General features: G+C 29.6%; 14 protein-coding genes. 8 read left to right on the top strand and 6 right to left on the bottom strand.

The window, feature by feature from the left end; translation table 4 throughout:
- The first annotated feature begins 274 nt into the window (after positions 1-274).
- Positions 275-3,289 (top strand): GA module-containing protein, encoded by a 3,015-nt coding sequence (locus tag EXC51_RS01465; protein ID WP_129620193.1) that lies wholly within the window; start codon positions 275-277, stop codon positions 3,287-3,289.
- An 84-nt stretch (positions 3,290-3,373) separates the two neighbouring features.
- Positions 3,374-4,516, top strand: coding sequence for a trigger factor-related chaperone (locus tag EXC51_RS01460; RefSeq protein WP_129620192.1), 1,143 nt, complete (start codon positions 3,374-3,376; stop codon positions 4,514-4,516).
- Between the two features lie 24 nt (positions 4,517-4,540).
- Here EXC51_RS01460 and ychF read toward each other — a convergent pair whose 3' ends face one another.
- Complete coding sequence (gene ychF / locus EXC51_RS01455; protein WP_129620191.1) at positions 4,541-5,641, bottom strand: redox-regulated ATPase YchF; 1,101 nt, start codon at positions 5,639-5,641, stop codon at positions 4,541-4,543.
- Between the two features lie 151 nt (positions 5,642-5,792).
- Between ychF and EXC51_RS01450 the strand changes: the two genes are divergently transcribed.
- From EXC51_RS01450 to EXC51_RS01425, 6 genes are all read left to right on the top strand, one after another.
- Positions 5,793-7,739 (top strand): DNA topoisomerase subunit B, encoded by a 1,947-nt coding sequence (locus EXC51_RS01450; RefSeq protein WP_129620190.1) that lies wholly within the window; start codon positions 5,793-5,795, stop codon positions 7,737-7,739.
- Positions 7,740-8,099: 360 nt separating this feature from the next.
- On the top strand, positions 8,100-8,528 hold the full coding sequence (locus EXC51_RS01445) for an LSm family protein (RefSeq protein ID WP_129620189.1): 429 nt from the start codon (positions 8,100-8,102) through the stop codon (positions 8,526-8,528).
- Between the two features lie 8 nt (positions 8,529-8,536).
- Complete coding sequence (locus tag EXC51_RS01440) at positions 8,537-10,216, top strand: NusA N-terminal domain-containing protein (RefSeq protein WP_129620188.1); 1,680 nt, start codon at positions 8,537-8,539, stop codon at positions 10,214-10,216.
- On the top strand, positions 10,209-10,502 hold the full coding sequence (locus EXC51_RS01435) for a YlxR family protein (RefSeq protein WP_223211646.1): 294 nt from the start codon (positions 10,209-10,211) through the stop codon (positions 10,500-10,502). Before EXC51_RS01440 ends, EXC51_RS01435 begins: the two co-directional genes overlap by 8 nt.
- Positions 10,477-12,276 carry a translation initiation factor IF-2 gene (infB, locus tag EXC51_RS01430; protein WP_129620186.1) on the top strand — a complete coding sequence of 600 codons (1,800 nt, stop codon included), beginning with the start codon at positions 10,477-10,479 and terminating at the stop codon, positions 12,274-12,276. The genes EXC51_RS01435 and infB overlap by 26 nt, the downstream gene beginning before the upstream one ends.
- A 10-nt stretch (positions 12,277-12,286) precedes the next feature.
- On the top strand, positions 12,287-12,796 hold the full coding sequence (locus tag EXC51_RS01425) for an adenine phosphoribosyltransferase (protein ID WP_129620658.1): 510 nt from the start codon (positions 12,287-12,289) through the stop codon (positions 12,794-12,796).
- Between the two features lie 27 nt (positions 12,797-12,823).
- On the opposite strand, the gene EXC51_RS01420 is transcribed toward EXC51_RS01425, so the two are convergent.
- From EXC51_RS01420 to EXC51_RS01400, 5 genes are all read right to left on the bottom strand, one after another.
- Positions 12,824-13,522 carry a ribonuclease HIII gene (locus EXC51_RS01420; RefSeq protein ID WP_129620185.1) on the bottom strand — a complete coding sequence of 233 codons (699 nt, stop codon included), beginning with the start codon at positions 13,520-13,522 and terminating at the stop codon, positions 12,824-12,826.
- Positions 13,522-14,427: a Cof-type HAD-IIB family hydrolase gene (locus EXC51_RS01415; RefSeq protein WP_129620184.1), complete on the bottom strand. Its 906-nt coding sequence runs from the start codon at positions 14,425-14,427 to the stop codon at positions 13,522-13,524. Before EXC51_RS01415 ends, EXC51_RS01420 begins: the two co-directional genes overlap by 1 nt.
- 453 nt (positions 14,428-14,880) lie before the next feature.
- Positions 14,881-15,915: a PDDEXK nuclease domain-containing protein gene (locus EXC51_RS01410; RefSeq protein WP_129620183.1), complete on the bottom strand. Its 1,035-nt coding sequence runs from the start codon at positions 15,913-15,915 to the stop codon at positions 14,881-14,883.
- Between the two features lie 392 nt (positions 15,916-16,307).
- Entirely contained in the window at positions 16,308-17,198 is an 891-nt protein-coding gene (locus tag EXC51_RS01405; protein ID WP_129620182.1) for a MurR/RpiR family transcriptional regulator, read from the bottom strand.
- A gap of 51 nt (positions 17,199-17,249) precedes the next feature.
- Entirely contained in the window at positions 17,250-18,227 is a 978-nt protein-coding gene (locus tag EXC51_RS01400; RefSeq protein ID WP_129620181.1) for an aspartate--ammonia ligase, read from the bottom strand.
- Positions 18,228-18,243: the final 16 nt, after the last annotated feature.

Below are 18,243 nucleotides of genomic sequence, written 5' to 3'. Positions count from 1 at the left end.
GATAAAAATAAATTTTTATTTATTCAAAATTCACAAAAATATAATAAAATTAACACATATAAAAAATAAAAAATTAAGATAAATGCAGACATAACTTTTGTTTTGTTTGATCTTAATTAAATAAAAATAAGATATATCAAGCCTATTAAGCTTATATTTTGTATAATTAGAGCAAGATTATAAAAATATACTCGCTATTAATATATGGAGGATATAATCTTAATAGTTAAATTAACAAAACAAAATTATTTCAATTCTTATTAGGAGAAAAAATATGAAATTAAAAAATAAAGTTTTAGTTGGTGCTAGCGTTGCAACAACATTAGTTGTTCCAGCAGCTTTAGTAGCAGCAAATTCAGAAGAGACAAAGGCAAAATCACTTGCTCAAATCTTTGCTGAAGTTGAAGCTGAAGCAACAACAAACACAGCAGGTGAAGGAAATGGTGCAGAAACAGAGACAGCTCCAGAACAACCTGCAACACCTGCACAACCAGAAGCTAAATCAGTTGCTACAGCTTCATCACCAGAAGAAGCTAAAGCTCAAGCAAAATCATACATTGCTGAATTAAGCATTTCAGAAGAATTAAAAACATACACAAATCAAAAAATTGATGCCGCAACAACAGTTGATGAAGTGGAAACACAATTACAAGATGTTCAAGAATTAGCTGTTAAAATTACTAGTTTAATGGCATTCCAATACTTAACAGCTACACAAAAAACTGTTTACTCAAATGATTTAGTTGAAAAATATAAATCAGATTCATCAGATAAATCAACAGAATATACAACTGTTTTTGAAGCTGCTGAAGAATCAGATACATTAATGAGAAATGTTGACACACTTTTAACTAATGCTGACGCTCTTAAACAAAACAGAAACCTTGTTTATGCATTAGCTAACGAAAGTAATGAAACACTTAAAAAAGTTCAAGACTTAAAAGCTTCAAAAGAAGCATTAGACACAAAAGTTACTGAAGTAAACTCACTTAAATCAGATACAAACCTTGATACTGTAAAAGCATCATTACAAGAATTAGAAACTAAAAAAGACGCTCTTGCAGAAGCTGAAAAAGATACAGATGCAAAAATTAAAGCTGTTGTTTCAGAAACAAAAACTGAGCTTAAAAATTTTGTTGAAGGAACATCACATATTTCAGAAAGTTTAAAAACAAAAACAAAAGATAAAGCAGATAAAACAAACTGACTTTCATCATTAGTTGAACTTAAAAACACAATTGTTGCTTTAGAAGAAGATACACCAGTTGCTGTTGCTGAAGTTAATAAGCAAGACGCAGTTCATGGTGAAACTAAATATTTAAACGCTGAAGATGATAAAAAACAAGCTTATGACAATGCTGTTAAAGCTATTAAAGATCTTTTAGAGGGTGATAAATTAAATAGCGAAACAACAACAGCGCCTCAATTAAAAAAATTAACAGAAGATCTTAAAGCTGCAGAAGCTGCTCTTAACGGAGAAGGAAGACTTAAAGAAGTTCAAGACACTGCTAAAGCTGCTATTGATGCTTTACCATACTTATCAACAGCAATTAAAGAACACTTCAAAGCAGAAATCGACAAACAAACTCTTGTAGCAGAAGTTGAAAGACTTCAAAAACAAGCAACAGATTTAAATGCATCAGCAGAAGAACTTATTAATCAAGTTAAAGCTGCTATTGCTGTTAAACCAACTGTTAAATATACATTAGCTTCAGAAACTCCAGATAACTTAAAAACAGCTCTTGACGAAAAGCAAACTGCAGGTGAAAATCTTTTAACACACACAGCTGCTAGTGGTGAAACACCTGAATCATATGTATTAACATCAAAAGATACAGAAAAAGATGCTGTAAATACAGCTGCTAAAGCTATTAAAGACGCTATTGATGCTCTTGATGGGGATAAAGTTTTAGCTAAAAAACGTGAAGATGCAAAAGCTCAAATTAATGCATTAGAGTTCCTTTCAGATAATGCAAAATCACAATACAACAATAAAATTGATACATTAGAAGTTCCAAAAGCTATTGATGGTGTTGTGACAGTTGCTACAACAGTTAATGCAAAAGCTGGTGAATTAATTAATGAAGTTAAAAAACACCCTAACTACAAAGAGAAAGATGGAAACTACATCGAAGCTGATCAAGATAAAAAGACAGCATTTGACAACGCAATGGATGCTGCTACAGCTCTTTTAGAAAACAACTTATTAAGAGAATGAGTTGAAAACTTACCAGAAGCTGACGCTAAACTTGATGTTGAAACCAAAAAAGATGAAGTTGTAAGAACATATAGCGAACTTAATGGTACAGAAAGACTTAACAAAGCTAAAGAAGATGCTAATACAGCTCTTGACGGATTAAACTACTTACCAGAAGAATACAAACAAGCAAAAAGAGATGAAATTAATGATGCTTCAAGCATTAACGCAGTTAACGCAATTAAAGATGCTGCTAAAGCATTAAACGCTTCAGTAGAAGCTCTTGTTAATGCTCTTAGAGATGCAAAAGCATACAAAACAAACGAAAACTACACAGAAGCTACACCAGAAAAACAAGCAGCATTCAACAATGCTATTACAAATGGTGATGCATTACTTTCAAATGAAATTCTTAAAGATAAAGCTACAACACAAGAAGCGGTAGATGCTGCTACAGCTGAAATTAAGAGAACAAAAGCTGCACTTGATGGATTCAAAAAAGTAGCAATGGACAAACTTAATGAATACAAAAATGCAAGATTACTTGTTAACCTTTCACGTGTTGCTGTTGATGAATATGTAAAACAAATTAATGATTTAACAAACCCAACAAAAGAACAAGTTGATGCTATTGTTAATGAAGCAATTGAAGTTAACAAAGTTGCTGGAGAACACATTAGATTACTTAGCTCAGCTACATCAACAATCATTGACAAACCAGCAAGATATGAAAACGCTTCAAAAGAAACTAAAGCAAACTTCAATAATCTTGTAGAGCAACAATTAGCTTTATATAACAAAGTTAAAGATGCTGCTAGAGGACAAAACCCAAGAACTCTTGAAGCAGAATTAAAAGCTGCAACTTCATTAGAAAAAATTACTGAAAGCTTTAATGCTCTTTCACAAGCATTCAACAAAGAAAACCTTAAAGCTGCAGAAGCTAAACCAGTTGTTAATAACAAAGTTGAATCAAATTCAGATAACAATTGAAAAAAATGATTATGAATTCCAGTTTCATTATTAGTAGTTGGAACAGTAATCATTGCTGCTGGATTACTTAGAGTTTACTCAAAGAAAAAAGCATCTAAATAATTAACTAATAAGAGAAAATAGAACCACTTAGGTTCTATTTTTATTTCTAAATTGGTATAATGTAAATTACAATAAGGAGTAAAAATGAGACTTGAAAAAAAACATTTTACAGCAGAAAAAGAAATATGAATCAAAATTCAAAATGATGTATATAACAACCTTGTAGCGCAAGGTAAAGAAATTAATCAAAAAATCATTTTAGATCATAGTAAAGAATATGCTTCTAGAATATGAATTAACAAGCAATGAACCTTGTTAAATAATGAAGCTAAAGGCCAAAAGATTTACTTTAGACCAGTAATTAGCAACATTGTTGCTAATGTAGAAGAATTTAGTTATGATCTTTCTTGATATGTTATTGATGATTTAAATTTTATTAAAATGGATTTAACGCCTTCGGAACTAAAATATGATTTTGAGAATAACTTTAGTGAGGTAAGTAAAGCGTTTATTGAACACACTTTTAAAAACTATAAATTCAGAGTAGATAAAGATTCTAATGTTTCAGTTGGTGATCTTATTGAAGTAGAAATTACAAGCGTTAAAACAAAACAATCAAGTAAAACAATGCTTGAAGTAAGTGAAAATAGTGAAAACCCAATTATAACATGAGCTATTGGTAAAAACAAAGGTGCTGAAGATATTTTAAAAGATAATAATAGCGATCTTAAAATTAAGATTTTAAACATCACTGAATTTGTAACTAAAGAGTTAAATGAAGAAACTTTACCTCTTTTACATAAATATGGTATTTATTCACTTAAAGAAGCAAAAGAACAAATTTTAAATGTTATTAGAACTGAGAATTTAAATGCTGTAATGTTTGCTTATGGTAAAAAACTTCTTGATTTAATTATGCAAAAAAATAAAGATGTTTCTTTTCCGATGGAATTATTAGAGCTTGAAGCTTCTTCAAGCAGATATGATAACCTTAGAGAAAACAAAGATGCACTTTATAAGAAAATCAATATCGATTTATGAAACTACTTTTGAGATATGTTTATTAGAATTAAATGTAATTTTGATATCTCTAAACAAGAAGTTGAAGAAACAATTCAATTTGCACACCGTTTTTGAGCTAAGTTAGAGAACCAAAATAAATTAAATATTACTGCTATTCACAATGTTTTAATTTGTCAAAAATTAGGACTTTTCTACCTTAAAAAAGTTGATCCTAATTTTTATGAAAAAAACAAAAAACTATTTTACTTTGATAATTACAAATAAAAAAAGAAAGTTCAAACTTTCTTTTTATTTTCCGAATTTAAAGTGGCAAATATCACCATCTTTCATAATATAAGTTTTACCTTCTGAACGCAATTTTCCAGCATTTTTAGCTCCAAGCTCACCACCAAATTCAATGTAATCTGAATATGAAATAACATCAGCTTTAATGAATTTTTTCTCAAAATCAGTGTGGATAATTCCAGCACATTTAGGTGCAGCTCATCCTTTGTGAAACACTCAAGCTCTAACTTCAATTTGCCCAGCTGTAAAGTAAGTTTCAAGCCCAAGAAGATCAAAAGCTTCTCTTGTTAAAACATCAAGTCCTGAAGTTTCAATTCCGTATAGACCAAGAAGCTCTTGTTTTTCATTTTCATCTTCGATGTTAATAAGTTCAGATTCAAGCTGCACGCAAATTGGAATTACTCTTTCATATTCTTTAAGTGAATTTTTTAATTGTAAGTAAAGAGGATCATTTTGATATGATGCAAATTGTTCATTACTTAAATTTGCTACATAAATAATAGGCTTAAAGGTTAATAAATGATATCCTTTGATGAATTTAGCTTCATTTTCATCAAGGATAACTTCACGAGCAGGAATTTCTTTTTCAAGTGCTTCTTTAACTTTTAAAGCAGCATTTTGCTCGATAATTCCCTCTTTGTCACCGCTTTTAGCTTTTTTAGCAACACGGTTTAAAACATTATTAATTGTATCTAAGTCAGCAAGAATAAGTTCATAGTTAATAACATCTTTATCTCTAACTGGATCTACTGAATTAGCAACGTGTAAGATGTCTTTATTTTCAAAACATCTTACTACATGAATAATAGCATCAACTTCACGAATATTAGCTAAGAATTTATTTCCAAGACCTTCTCCTTTTGAAGCTCCTTGGACTAAACCAGCAATATCAACAAAATCAAAAGTTGCATGAATTATTTTTTGTGGATTAACGATTTTAGCAATTTCATCTAATCTTTTATCCATTAAAGGAACTGATGAAATATTAGGTTCAATAGTTGTGAAAGCATAATTAGAAGATTCAGCTTCTTTTTTGGTAATAGCACTAAAAAGAGTGCTTTTACCAACATTTGGAAGACCAACAATACCAGCTTTTAATGACATTTTTATTCTCCTTTTCTGAGTTTAAAAGTTATTAAATTATAACTTATTCACTTAAGTATTTTACTTCTTTTACTCTTAGAAAGTGAAAAATTTAATATAATTTATAAACAATAACATATTTATAATATGTTATGTTTATATGGGGGTTAAAATGAGTGAAAAAAACCAAAGTTATGATGCAAGTAATATTAAGTTTTTAGAAGGTTTAGAGCACGTTAGAAAACGTCCTGGAATGTATATTGGTAGCACTTCAAAAACTGGACTTCACCACTTAATTTGAGAAATTGTTGATAACTCAGTTGATGAAGCAATGGCTGGTTTTGCAGATAAAATTTACATTACAATTACTAAAGATGAGCATATTATTGTTGAAGATAATGGACGTGGAATTCCAGTTGGAACTCATCCAAGATTTGGGATTAGTGCCTTAGAAGTTGTTTTAACCAAACTTAATGCTGGTGGTAAATTTGAATCAAATGCATATAAAGTTTCTGGTGGTCTTCATGGGGTGGGGGCTAGTGTTGTTAATGCACTTAGTGATTCACTTAAAGCTTGAGTTAAAAGAGACGGAAAGCTTTATTTTGCCGAATTTGGTAATGGTGGTCAAACAATTAAATCAACTGAAGTTATTGGTGAAGTGAAACCAGGCGAAACAGGAACTAAAATTGAGTTCCATCCTGATTACAAAATCATGGAACAAGTTCCTTTTGATAAAGAACTTGTTATTGACCACGCTAAGCAAATTGCTCACTTAAATAAAGGGCTTTACATTAGCGTAACTGATTTAAGAGATGGCAAAATTGAAGAGTTTCAATATGATAATGGAATTATTGACTATGTAAAAGAACTTAATGAAGGATATAACCCAATTAGTGATATTATCTTTGCTAGTGGCGATTATGTAGTTAATGAAAATGATCCTGAGCATAAAAAGACTGTTAATATTGAAGTAGCTTGTCAATACCTTAGTGATTTATACCGTAGCAATATTATTTCATATACCAATAATATTGCTACTCATGAAGGTGGAACTCACGTTTCAGGGTTTTATGATGCATTAATTAGAATCATTAATAACTACGGAATTGAAAAAGGACTTATTAAAGTTGAAAGTGATAAGTTTACTCGTGATGATTTAACTGAAGGTCTTACTGCAGTTATTTCAATTAAATATCCTGATCCTCAATTTGAAGGGCAAACCAAAGGTAAGTTAGGTTCTAAAGATGCTCGGATTGCAACAAATAAAGTCTTTTCAGCTTCATTTGAAAGAATGTTAAATGAAAACCCAGATATTGCTAAAAAGATCATTGATCGTGCTATAATGGCTCGTAAAAGTAGACTTGCTTCAGTTGCTGCTAGAGATAATGCTCGTAGAAAAAGTGCTTTTGACAATGGTGGACTTCCAGGAAAATTAAGTGACTGCTCTTCAAAAAATGCAGAAATTAGTGAACTTTTCATTGTCGAAGGGAATTCAGCTGGTGGGAGCGCTAAAATGGGACGTGATCGAAACATTCAAGCTATTTTACCACTTAGAGGTAAGGTAATTAATGTTGAAAAAGCAAGACAAGAAAGAGTGCTTGAAAATGAAGAAATTATGTCTTTAATTACAGCTCTTGGAACAGGACTTGGTGATACTTTCAACATTAACAAATTAAGATATCATAAAATTGTTATTATGACTGACGCCGATGTTGATGGTGCTCACATTAGAACTCTTTTACTTACTTTCTTTTATCGTTATTTCAAACCACTTATTGAATATGGTTTTGTGTATATTGCTCAGCCTCCACTTTACAAAATTCAGCAAAATAAAACTGTTGAATATGCTTATACAGATGAGCAAAAAGAAAAAATTATTGCTACTTTAAATCCAAACCAAAAAATTAATATTCAACGTTATAAAGGGCTTGGAGAAATGGATCCTGAACAACTTTGAGAAACAACAATGGATCCAGAAAAACGTAAAATGTTGCAAGTTCAAATCGCAGATGCTTATAAAGCTGATCTTGCCTTTACAACTCTTATGGGTGAAAATGTTGAACTTAGACGTGAATTCATTGAAAAGAATGCAAAATTTGTAAAGAATATCGATTTATAATCACAAATTAAAAGTCACATGCTAATAATGGCACGTGACTTTTAATTTAGCTTTTAAATGGCCTAATAAGGCTTAATTTTGGTTGTTAATCTTTAAGATAACTCTAATCATTTCTTAACGAGAATAAGCTCATTATCGCTTAATTTTTGCACATTTCCCACTTAAGGGTATTTTTACTTGTTTTATGCACCTATATATTTATCAAATAAATATTATAAATTAGAAAAGTCACATGCATTAAATTTGCGTGTGACTTTTCTAATTTATATTCTATAATTTTTTATATGTTATAATTAGAAAGATTTCCATATATTAAAGGGAGTTGCGCAAGCAACTCTTTCATATTTTTAAGAGGTAAAAATGGATTATAAAAAAATTTTAAATGAACACTTTGGTGACCTAATTTTAGATGCCAAAATGGTTTTTGATCCGGAAAGTAGTTTAGAAATTACAATCAATACAGATTCATTAGATGTAGTTACTGAAAAATCAAGAAAAATTGTTGATTTTCTTGAAAATCAAACTTGATTTAAAAATTCATGAAACGTTATTGTTCTTTCAAAAGGAACTGATTTAAATGTGAATTTAGACAATGCAAGTGATTTTGTAGGTCAAATGGTAACTTTCAATTTACATAAAAGTTTTGAAGGACAAAATGTTTTCAATGTGGAAATTTTAGAAGATCTAGGCGATGAAATTCTAGTCAAATGAAACAATAAAGGAAACTTTAGAAAAATCAAATTAAACAAAAGCAATATTACTAAAGCAGAAAAATACATTAAATTTTAGAGGTATTTATGAGTAAAATCCAAAATGATTTATTAAACCCAAACCCAAATAGAGATTCAGAATTTTATCAAGTAATTGAAGGGTTTGCAAGAAACAACAAATTAGAATTTAAGGAAATTTTAGAAATTTTCCAATCAGAAATTAACAAAACAATTGCTAAAAACATCGACCCTGAAGTTGAAGTTCAATTAGTAGAAGATGCTGAAAACAAAAAAGTTTACATTTACAACGTTAATGGTTCAGTAGTTGAAGATTCATACGAATTTGAAGATGAAGACAAAATTAATAGTGATGAAGCATTTGAACTAGATCCTACTAGAATTTCATTTATTAAACTTTCAGAAGCTCGTGATCTTTACGGAAAAAAATTAGAAGTTGACGATGTTGTTTCTATTAAATTTTCACTTGAAGCACTTCCTGGAAAAAGTAGAAATGCAATTATGAGCGGATTCAATATGTCTTTAAGAGCTCAAATTAAGTCAAAAACTTATGAAGCTTACAAAGATCTTATTGGTTCAAAACTTAGTGCAAAAATTCTTTCAAAATACAAAAATGGTTCATTTAACCTTGAATTTGAAGATGGAGTTACAGCATTTTTATTCAAAAACAAAGTTAATACAAAATCAAAAATGGAACTTGGAAGCTATATTGATGTTTACTTAGAAAACATTAATTTGGAAAACAAATTAAGCATTTGTGAAGTTACAATGATTTCTCCAAAAGAAATTGAAGATGCAATTAAAAGAGAAATTCCTGAAATTGCTAATGGAGATATTTTAATTGTTAAAATCCAGAGAAATGTTGGTATTAAATCTAAAATTGCAGTTCAACCAAATCCTGAAAGAAGCTTTGATTATGATGTTATTTCATCAATTTTCGGTGAAGGTGCAAGACGTATTTTAGCTGTATCACAATCACTTAATGGTGAAAAAATTGATATTGTTCGTTATAGCGATAATAAAGAAGAATACATTAAATATGCTTTATCACCAGCTAAGGTAATTGATGTAATTTATCAAAAAGGAACAAATACATATCTTGCAATTGTACAACCAGAAGAAGTAGTATCAGCAATTGGACGTGAAGGAAATAACATTAACCTTGCAGCTAAACTTGTAGGTGCAAAAATTGAGGTTAAAAGTACTGAAGATGCTATTAAAGATGGAATTGAATTTAACAAAAGCAATATGTATGAAAAACCATTATTTAAAGCAACTGCTAAAAATGATAGAACTAAAAAAGCTCGTTCACAATACTTTGATAACATCGAAATCGACCTTCAAGATTTTAAAGCTGATGTTCAAAACTTCATGGAAAGTTTCAATGATGAACCTGAAAATGAACCAGTTAAAGAAGTAAAAGGTAAACCAAAAGCTGAAACTAAATTAAATGAAAATGAAATTGATAACTGATTTAGTCCAGAAAACATTCAAATCGATGTTGAAGATGAAGGTGAATATGATTTCATTGAACAAATTGACTTTGAAGAATTAATTTCTAAAGAAGAAGAGGAAACTGAAGCTAAAGAAGAAGCGTTCGCAGAAGCTCCTGCTGCTAAAAAACCTGTTGAAAAATACAAGAAAGCTAAAGTTGAACTTAAAGGTTTCAAAGTTGATAATGATTTAGCTAACTACGGTTTAGATGGAAACTTAGACTTAAGCGAATTCGAAGATGAATGAGATGAATAAAATTTCATACACCCGTAAATGCATTATCACAAACCAAATCGTTAATCACGAACTTTTAATTCGTTTTGATTACAACAAAAGTAAAAATGAAGTGAATCTAGATTTAGATCGCACTTTAAAAGGGCGTGGCTGCTATATGCTTTTAACTGATGAAAATTGAACTAAAGCTAAAAAAACCAAAGCCTTAAACCGTGCTTTTCGCACAAATGTTTCAAAAGAGACATATGACAAAATAGACACAATCATTCAGGAGGTACTAAATGAGCAAGAAAAATACAAGAATTAGTAATGTACAGGATGTTAAAGAGCAACTATCTACAACTAAAACAGAACTTAAAGATGGAGTTTTTACATTTACTGGAAAACTATCAATTAGTGACTTTGCTGAAAAAACCAAAATTAACGCTAATGAAATTATTAAAAAATTCTTTTTAAAAGGTCAAATGTATACCTTAAACCAAATTTTGGAAGAAGAAGAAATTGCTGAGCTTTGCTTAGAATATGGATTTGATTTTAAAAAGGAAACCAATGTTGATGGTACAAACTTTTTAGATGAACTTGTAATTATCGATGATGAAAAAAACTTAGTCAAAAGAGCACCAATTATTACTGTTATGGGACATGTTGACCATGGTAAAACAACTCTGATTGACAAAATTAGGAATTCAAATATTGTAGCTAGTGAAAGCAGTGGAATTACTCAACATACTGGAGCATATCAAATCAAGCATAAAGGAAATAAAATTACCTTTATTGATACTCCAGGGCATGAAGCTTTCACAATGATGCGTGCTAGAGGTGCTAAAGTAACTGATATTGTTATTTTAGTAGTGGCAGCTGATGATGGAGTTATGCCACAAACTAAAGAAGCTATTTCACATGCTAAAGCAGCTAATGTTCCAATTATTGTCTTTGTTAATAAAATGGATAAACCAAATAAAGACTTAGATAGAATTAAAGGGGAACTTGCTGAAAACGAAGTTGTTATTGAAGAATATGGTGGTGATACACAAATTGTGTATGGATCTGCACTTAAAGGTGAAGGTCTTAATGAGCTTTTTGATTCCATTATGCTTCTTAGCGAACTTTTAGATCTAAAAGCTAACCCTTCAAGATATCCAATTGGTACAGTTATTGAATCAAAAATTGATCGTGGAGTTGGTTCAGTTTCTACTATTATTGTAGAAAATGGAACCTTAATGAAAGGTGATTTCTTACTTGCTGGTTCTAAATATGGTCGCGTTAGATCAATTCAAGATAGCTATGGAAATACCCTTGAAAAAGTTGAACCAGGAGCACCTGCTAGAATTAGTGGTTTAAATTATGCTCCAAATGCTGGTGATCGTTTTATTGGTATGTCTGATGAAAAATTAGCTAAAAGACTTGCTAGTCAAAAAGAACAATTTGACAAAATTAACTCAATGAACTCACGTGCAAATATGAACAATTCAGGTAAAAAAGTTATTAATGTAATTATTAAATCTGACGTTCATGGAACTAGTGAAGCTATTAAAGGTCAAATTCACGGACTTGAAAATGATGAAGCTATGGTCAATGTTATTTCAGCTGCAGCTGGTGATGTTAACGGAAGTGATTTACTTTTAGCTCAAGCTTCTAATGCAGTTATTTTCGCATTTAACTTAAAATTACAACCTGCAATTAAACAAAATGCTTTAAACCAAGGTGTGCAACTTATTGCTCATGATGTTATTTACAAAATTGTAGATGATATTCAAACTATGCTTGATGGAGAAAAAGCTCCAGTTTATGAAGAAAGAAAAATCGGTGAAGCTCACATTATTAAAGTATTTTTCTACTCAAAAGTTGGAAAAATTGCAGGGTGTCTTCAAGATACTGGTGTAGTTAAAGCAGGTTCAAAAGTTAAAGTTTATCGCAAAGGTAAAATGATTCATGAAGGTGTGCTTGACTCACTAAAACGTGAACTTAACGATGCTAAAGAAGTTGTTAAAGGTAAAGACTTTGGATGTCATATTAAAGGATTTAATGACATCGAAGAAGATGATTTACTTGAATTTTATGAAGATGTACGTGTAAATTAGAAGGTAAATGATGGATATTAAAAAATTAATTAGAGATGTAAAAGATTTTCCAAAACCAGGAATTATATTCAAAGATATTTCTCCACTCCTTGCAAATGGAGAAGCACTGAGTTATACAATTGACCAAATTGCAAGTCATTGCAATGATGTTGATGTAATTGTAGGGCCAGATGCTCGTGGATTCTTATTTGGTACTCCTACAGCTGCTCAATTGAAAAAACCATTTATAATGGTGAGAAAACCACATAAACTTCCTGGTGAAGTTATCTCAATGAATTATGATTTAGAATACGGAAGCAACGTTTTAGAAATCCAAAAAGGATTTATCCAAAAAGGACAAAAAGTAGCTATTGTGGATGATGTTCTTGCAACCGGAGGGACAACTAAAGCAATTATTAAACTTCTTGAATCTCAAGGCGCAATTGTTTCAAAAATCATTGTTTTATTAGAACTTAAAGAACTTAAAGGTCGTGAACTTTTAGGTAAGGAAACAGAAGTTATTTCTTTAATTGAAGTTTAAAAAATAATCTAGGTTAATAGGCCTAGATTATTTTTTAAAATTAAGTTTTGCAACCTCTGCAAGAGCTTTCTCACCAAATTTTAAGGTAAATTCATTGACAACTTCTTTAGTTTTAGAGGAAGCCCCAAGAGGAAAATTAAAGTTTCATTTTTGAGATTGCTCTTGCATTTTTAAATTTAATGTGTAGCGTGCAATAATTGAAGCACAAGCTACAGAAAGATGAACTTCTTCTGCTTTATTAATAAGTAAAGTGTCAATTTCATAATCTTGCAACTTAGCTCAATTGTTTAATTTCAAGATCTTATTATCATATTTAAGAATTGAATTAGTTGTTGAATATTGATCAATGACAATTAAATCAATATCATGATTAACTCTAAGGTTATAACGATCAACGAGCAAATTGATAGCTTTTTGATGTGCAAAAAATTTCATTTCATTAGCGTTATAAACCTTGCTTAAAGAGTTATAACCACTTTGTGTAAGTGTATATACAGAATGTGGAATGGTATTAATTAAAATAGGAGCAATTTCATTTATTTGTTTTTGTGATAGTTTCTTTGAATCTTTAACACCAATTTTTTTAGCTCACTCAGTTAAATGATTAGGTAAAAATGCTGCAGCAGCAATTAGTGGTGTAAAATAATCGCCTACTCCTGTTTCATCTACTCCAACTACATTTCTAGTGCCTAAATTTAGGTGATTAAGATTGTCAAAATATTTCATTATTCAATTTCTACTGATTTAGATAATTTTTGTTTAAAAATGCTACTTTTATTAATTTCAGCTTCTGGGTTGTCAAGAAACTTATTAATATATCAACCCACTCCGCCTTCTTTGTTAGTTTTACTTACTTTAACACTAGCATATTTTTTAACTTCTTTGGTTGCATTAGCCATAGCTACTGAAACGTTAGCCACTTTAAACATTGCAACGTCATTAAATCCATCACCAATAGCAACTGTGTTTTCAACTTTAACATCATAATATCTAATAAGCATACTTAAGGCTTTACCTTTATTAGCTGTAATGTTAGTCATATCAAATACTGGTGAAAGCCCTTCACCTTTTGATCAATATGAAAATTCAGCTAAATCTCCATAACGAGCTTTAAGGTATTTTCTAAGTTTTTCAACATCTGTTGTTTGCTTAACGTCAAAAATAATTCCAGTAGGCATAAGTGGAAGTTTATGAAAATCAAGACCTTCTCTAAATTTAGGTGTAGTTTCAAATCCGAAGACTTTTTCTAAATTTGGATCACGGTGCTGAAGTTGCACTCAGTCAGGTCCTTCAATAGCAATGTTAGTAAGTTCTGCTTGAACTTTTTCATCTCCAAGAATGTATAATGCTTCATTTAAGTTTAAATATTTAATGTATGGAATGAATTCATATTCATATGGGTGGTGAATGTGAGCTCCGTTGTAGTTACTTACAATAGTTTTAAGCCCAAGTTCATCATAAATAAATTTAGTACTTCTTCAAGGTCTACCTGTTAAAATACAAACAATATGACCTTCAGCAGTTGCTCTTTTAATTGCATTAACTGTTGTATCGTGAATTTCACCGGTTTGACTTGAACGTAAAGTAGTTCCATCAAGATCAATTGCAAAAAGATATCTTTCTTTTTCCATATTACTCCTTTAATTAAATTGCTCTCTATTTTAAAAAATAAGCAATTTCAATCGAAAGTGCTTATTTAAATTATACTATTTTTTAGTCTTGTTTTTGTTAAAAGGAAATTGTTCCACTTGCGGGCTGAAGTTAAATAGCAACCAAAAACATATAAATTTGAATTGTGTCAACAGTGTTGACACTTTTTAAATTTTGGGAATAAACCAGTTCTATCATTGTAGGAACCTTTAGATTATTTACAAATGAACCTATAAATAAGGATTATTTGTAAATTGTTGTCTTGCAACTTGGAAAGAATCTTGAAGAAATTGAATTGTGTCAACACTGTTGACACTTTTTGACTTGGGTATAATGTTACAACTAACTCAATTGTGTCAACACTGTTGACACTTTTTCTTTTTATAACTATTGTTAATCAACTAATTTTTTTAATCAGCAAATATAATTGTTTATTATTCAATTTCTTCAGCTTCTTGAGCAATTTCGATATATTCTTTCAATTTTTCTTGAAGTTTATTTTTATCAATGAGTTTAAGGGTATAATCTGCTACTAATGTTGGTGACAAACTTCTACTTAAAGCAAATTCTACAACTTCATCATCTTTGGTAGCACATAATATAACACCAACACTTGGGTTTTCGCATTCTTTCTTATATTCTCTATCTAAAGCTTCCAAGTATAAATTCATTTTACTTACATATTCGGGTTTGAATTCACCTATTTTTAATTCAAAAGCCACCAAACATGAAAGAGCTCTATGGTAAAAAAGTAAATCAATATAATAATCATGAGAACCAACTTGGACTCTATATTCATTTCCAACGAAAGAAAAATCTTTCCCTATCTCTAATATAAAATCTTTTAAATTTTGAATTATTCTTTTTTGAAAATCTTTTTCGCTTAATATTCTAGGTGCATTAAGAAACTCTAACACATATTTATCCAAAAATAAATTATTTGTAGCTTTTTTCACTTTGTCTATACTAGGCACACTAGGTTTGTTAGAAAGAGTATAACAATCATAATAAGCACTATCAATTTGTCTTATAAGTTGACGGTGAGTTAAGTTGTTTTTAACAACTAACTTAATATAAAACTCTCTTTCTTCTTGAGTTTTACAACTAGACATTATTTTTATATGATTAGATCAACCTATTTTTGTTAACATTGTTGAAACTTTTTTATCATCTTTATATAATTCGTAAAATTGTTTCATCCTATAGAGACCTCTACGAGTAAAACCTTTTAAGTCTGGATGGTTTTTCTCAAAAAATTCAGCAACTTTATCAATAAAATTTGCACCATATTTGGTGTTACCATTTTTCTCACTTAGATATTTACCTATTTCTCTATACATTAAAATTAATTCTCTATTTATTTTTCTATAAGTACGTGATTTTGCTTTTTTTACAATATTAGCAATTTCAAGAATTTCTTGATTTTCATTTTCTAGTTCAATTCTTTTTAATTTATTTTCTTCACGCATAAGATAGCTCTCTATTGTTTTAAAAGTATGTTCCTTAAAAATACATAAAATTCTAGTCTTTTTAATAAATTTTTATTATATTTAAATTATACCCATTATATTAATGGTCTATAACACTTGAATATGCTTTTTTAAAACTAAAAATATACAAATTTGAATTGTGTCAACACTGTTGACACTTTTTGGATTTTACAAATAAACCATGTTCTATCATTGTAATATTCTGGTTCAAATTTACCAAAACTCCTTATTTATAGGCTTATTGGTGAATTTTTGTCTTGTAACTTGGAAAGAAGTTTCGATAAACCAAATTGTGTCAACACTGTTGACACTTTTTTATAAGAGCTTAAATTAAAATTCGAAATACCAATTTCAGTATTTCGAACAAGGGTTTAATTATTTTTGAGGTTTATAAAATCGATTCATAATGAATGCATATCTTTTGACTTTTTGTATTTTTTTTCAATAGCGCTATCAATTGAAACAAGTGCATCAAAAAGCAATTCAGCAATTAATAATTGTGATGCTTTGTTGCTAAAATAAATTTTATTGATAGGGTTTTGAATTTTTGAATAAATAATTTTAGTTGCTACCCGAACATCATCAGGAAGAACATTATCACTTGATAAAGTGATTAATTTAGCTCCATTTTTAAGTAAATATTTAGAGATAAATTTAATTTGTAATGACTCAATAACATCAGAAAAACAAACAGCAACATCATTTTTGCTCGCGTTAGCAAGAAGGGGTAAAAAGATGTCAAAGTCACTTGAATAAATAACATGTTTACCTACTTTTTGGAGTAAATAAGCAAATTCAGAACTAATCACTTTATCTTCATTGCTTGTTAAAATAAATATTTTTTCAGCTTTATAAATAAGTTCTGCAGCATATTCAATTGAAGAATAAGTTTTCTCATTAATAATGCTATTAACTGCAAAATTATGACTTAAAAGTATTTCTTCCCTGCGAGTAATTTGGTTTAAATTCTCAATGTTATTCTTTAAGTAATTGGTATAAAAATCTTTAATTACTAAGTTAATATGAGCTATAAATTCACGGTAGCTTTTAAATCCGATTTTATTAACAAACCTAGAAACACTCCCTTCGCTAACATTTGAATAACGAGCAAGTTCTTTTTGTGAAAGATCAAAGATTTCTTTGTCGTATGAATTGATAAAATCATGCAATTTAATGTCTGAATTAGTAAAGGTATCATGAAGTTGAACAAACGGTTTTTTGAAAAAGTGTGCGTTTTTCTTATTTTTAACAATGTTATTCATATTTTTAATTATACTAATTTAATTTTTGAATTTCATAAAGAAAAATTGAGCCTAAAGTAGCTCAATTCCTTCTTTTTTAGCTTCGCTTATTACTTCTTCTGATCAAATTCCAACTTGAACTTCACCAATGTGTTTTTTCTCTAAAAGAAACATTGAAAGTCTGCTTTGTCCAATTCCGCCACCAATTGTAAATGGAAGAGTTTCGTCAAGAATTTGATTGTGGTAAGTAGCAACTTTATCTTCTTTTTGATCAAAAATCATTTGCTTAGTTAAAGCGTCTTTATCAACTCTAATTCCCATTGATGAAATTTCTAAAGCTTTATCATTAACTGGGTCATAAACAATTAAATCACCATTAAGTGTTCAATCATCATAATCGAATGCTCTAGCTGAATGTTTAACTCCATCAGGAAGTGGATATCCAATTTTATATACAAAAAAAGCTTTTACTTCTTTAGCAAAAAGGTTTTCTCTTTCTTCTGGTGAAAGGTGTGGATATTTATTATAAAGCTCTAAAGCAGAAATGAAAGTGATATTTTCTGGTAATTTTTTAGTTAATTGTGGAAAGTCAAAAATTAATTTGTGCTCTACAAAACGGATTGTTTTGTAGATTTTTTTCACTACTTCCTTAAGAAAATCTAAATTACGATCCTCTCTTTTAATAATCAATTCTCAGTCTCATTGATCAACATAATATGAATGCTTATAATCAATATTTTCTTGTTGTCTAATAGCATTCATATCGGTTCAAATTCCTTCATAAACATTGAAATGATATTTGTAAAGCGCTTCTCTTTTTCATTTAGCAAGAGAGTGCACAATTTCTAATGTTTCATCAATTTGAGCTGGTGAAAAAGTAACAGGATTTTCTCCGTTTAATCCGTCATTAATTTTAGTTGTGCTACGGACAAAAAGAGGAGCAGAAACTCTAACAAGATTTAATGCTTTAGCAAAATTCTTTGAAAAGTTGTATTTTAAATCTTGAATTGCTAATTGAGTTTCTTTAACTGATAATTTACTTTTGTACATATTTTTCTCATTTCTT

This window comes from Mycoplasmopsis gallinacea (assembly GCF_900660495.1).
Classification (GTDB): domain Bacteria; phylum Bacillota_I; class Bacilli_A; order Mycoplasmatales; family Metamycoplasmataceae; genus Mycoplasmopsis; species Mycoplasmopsis gallinacea.
The sequence above is the reverse complement of the archived record's forward strand: the minus strand, read 5'-3'. Positions and strand labels throughout refer to the sequence as shown.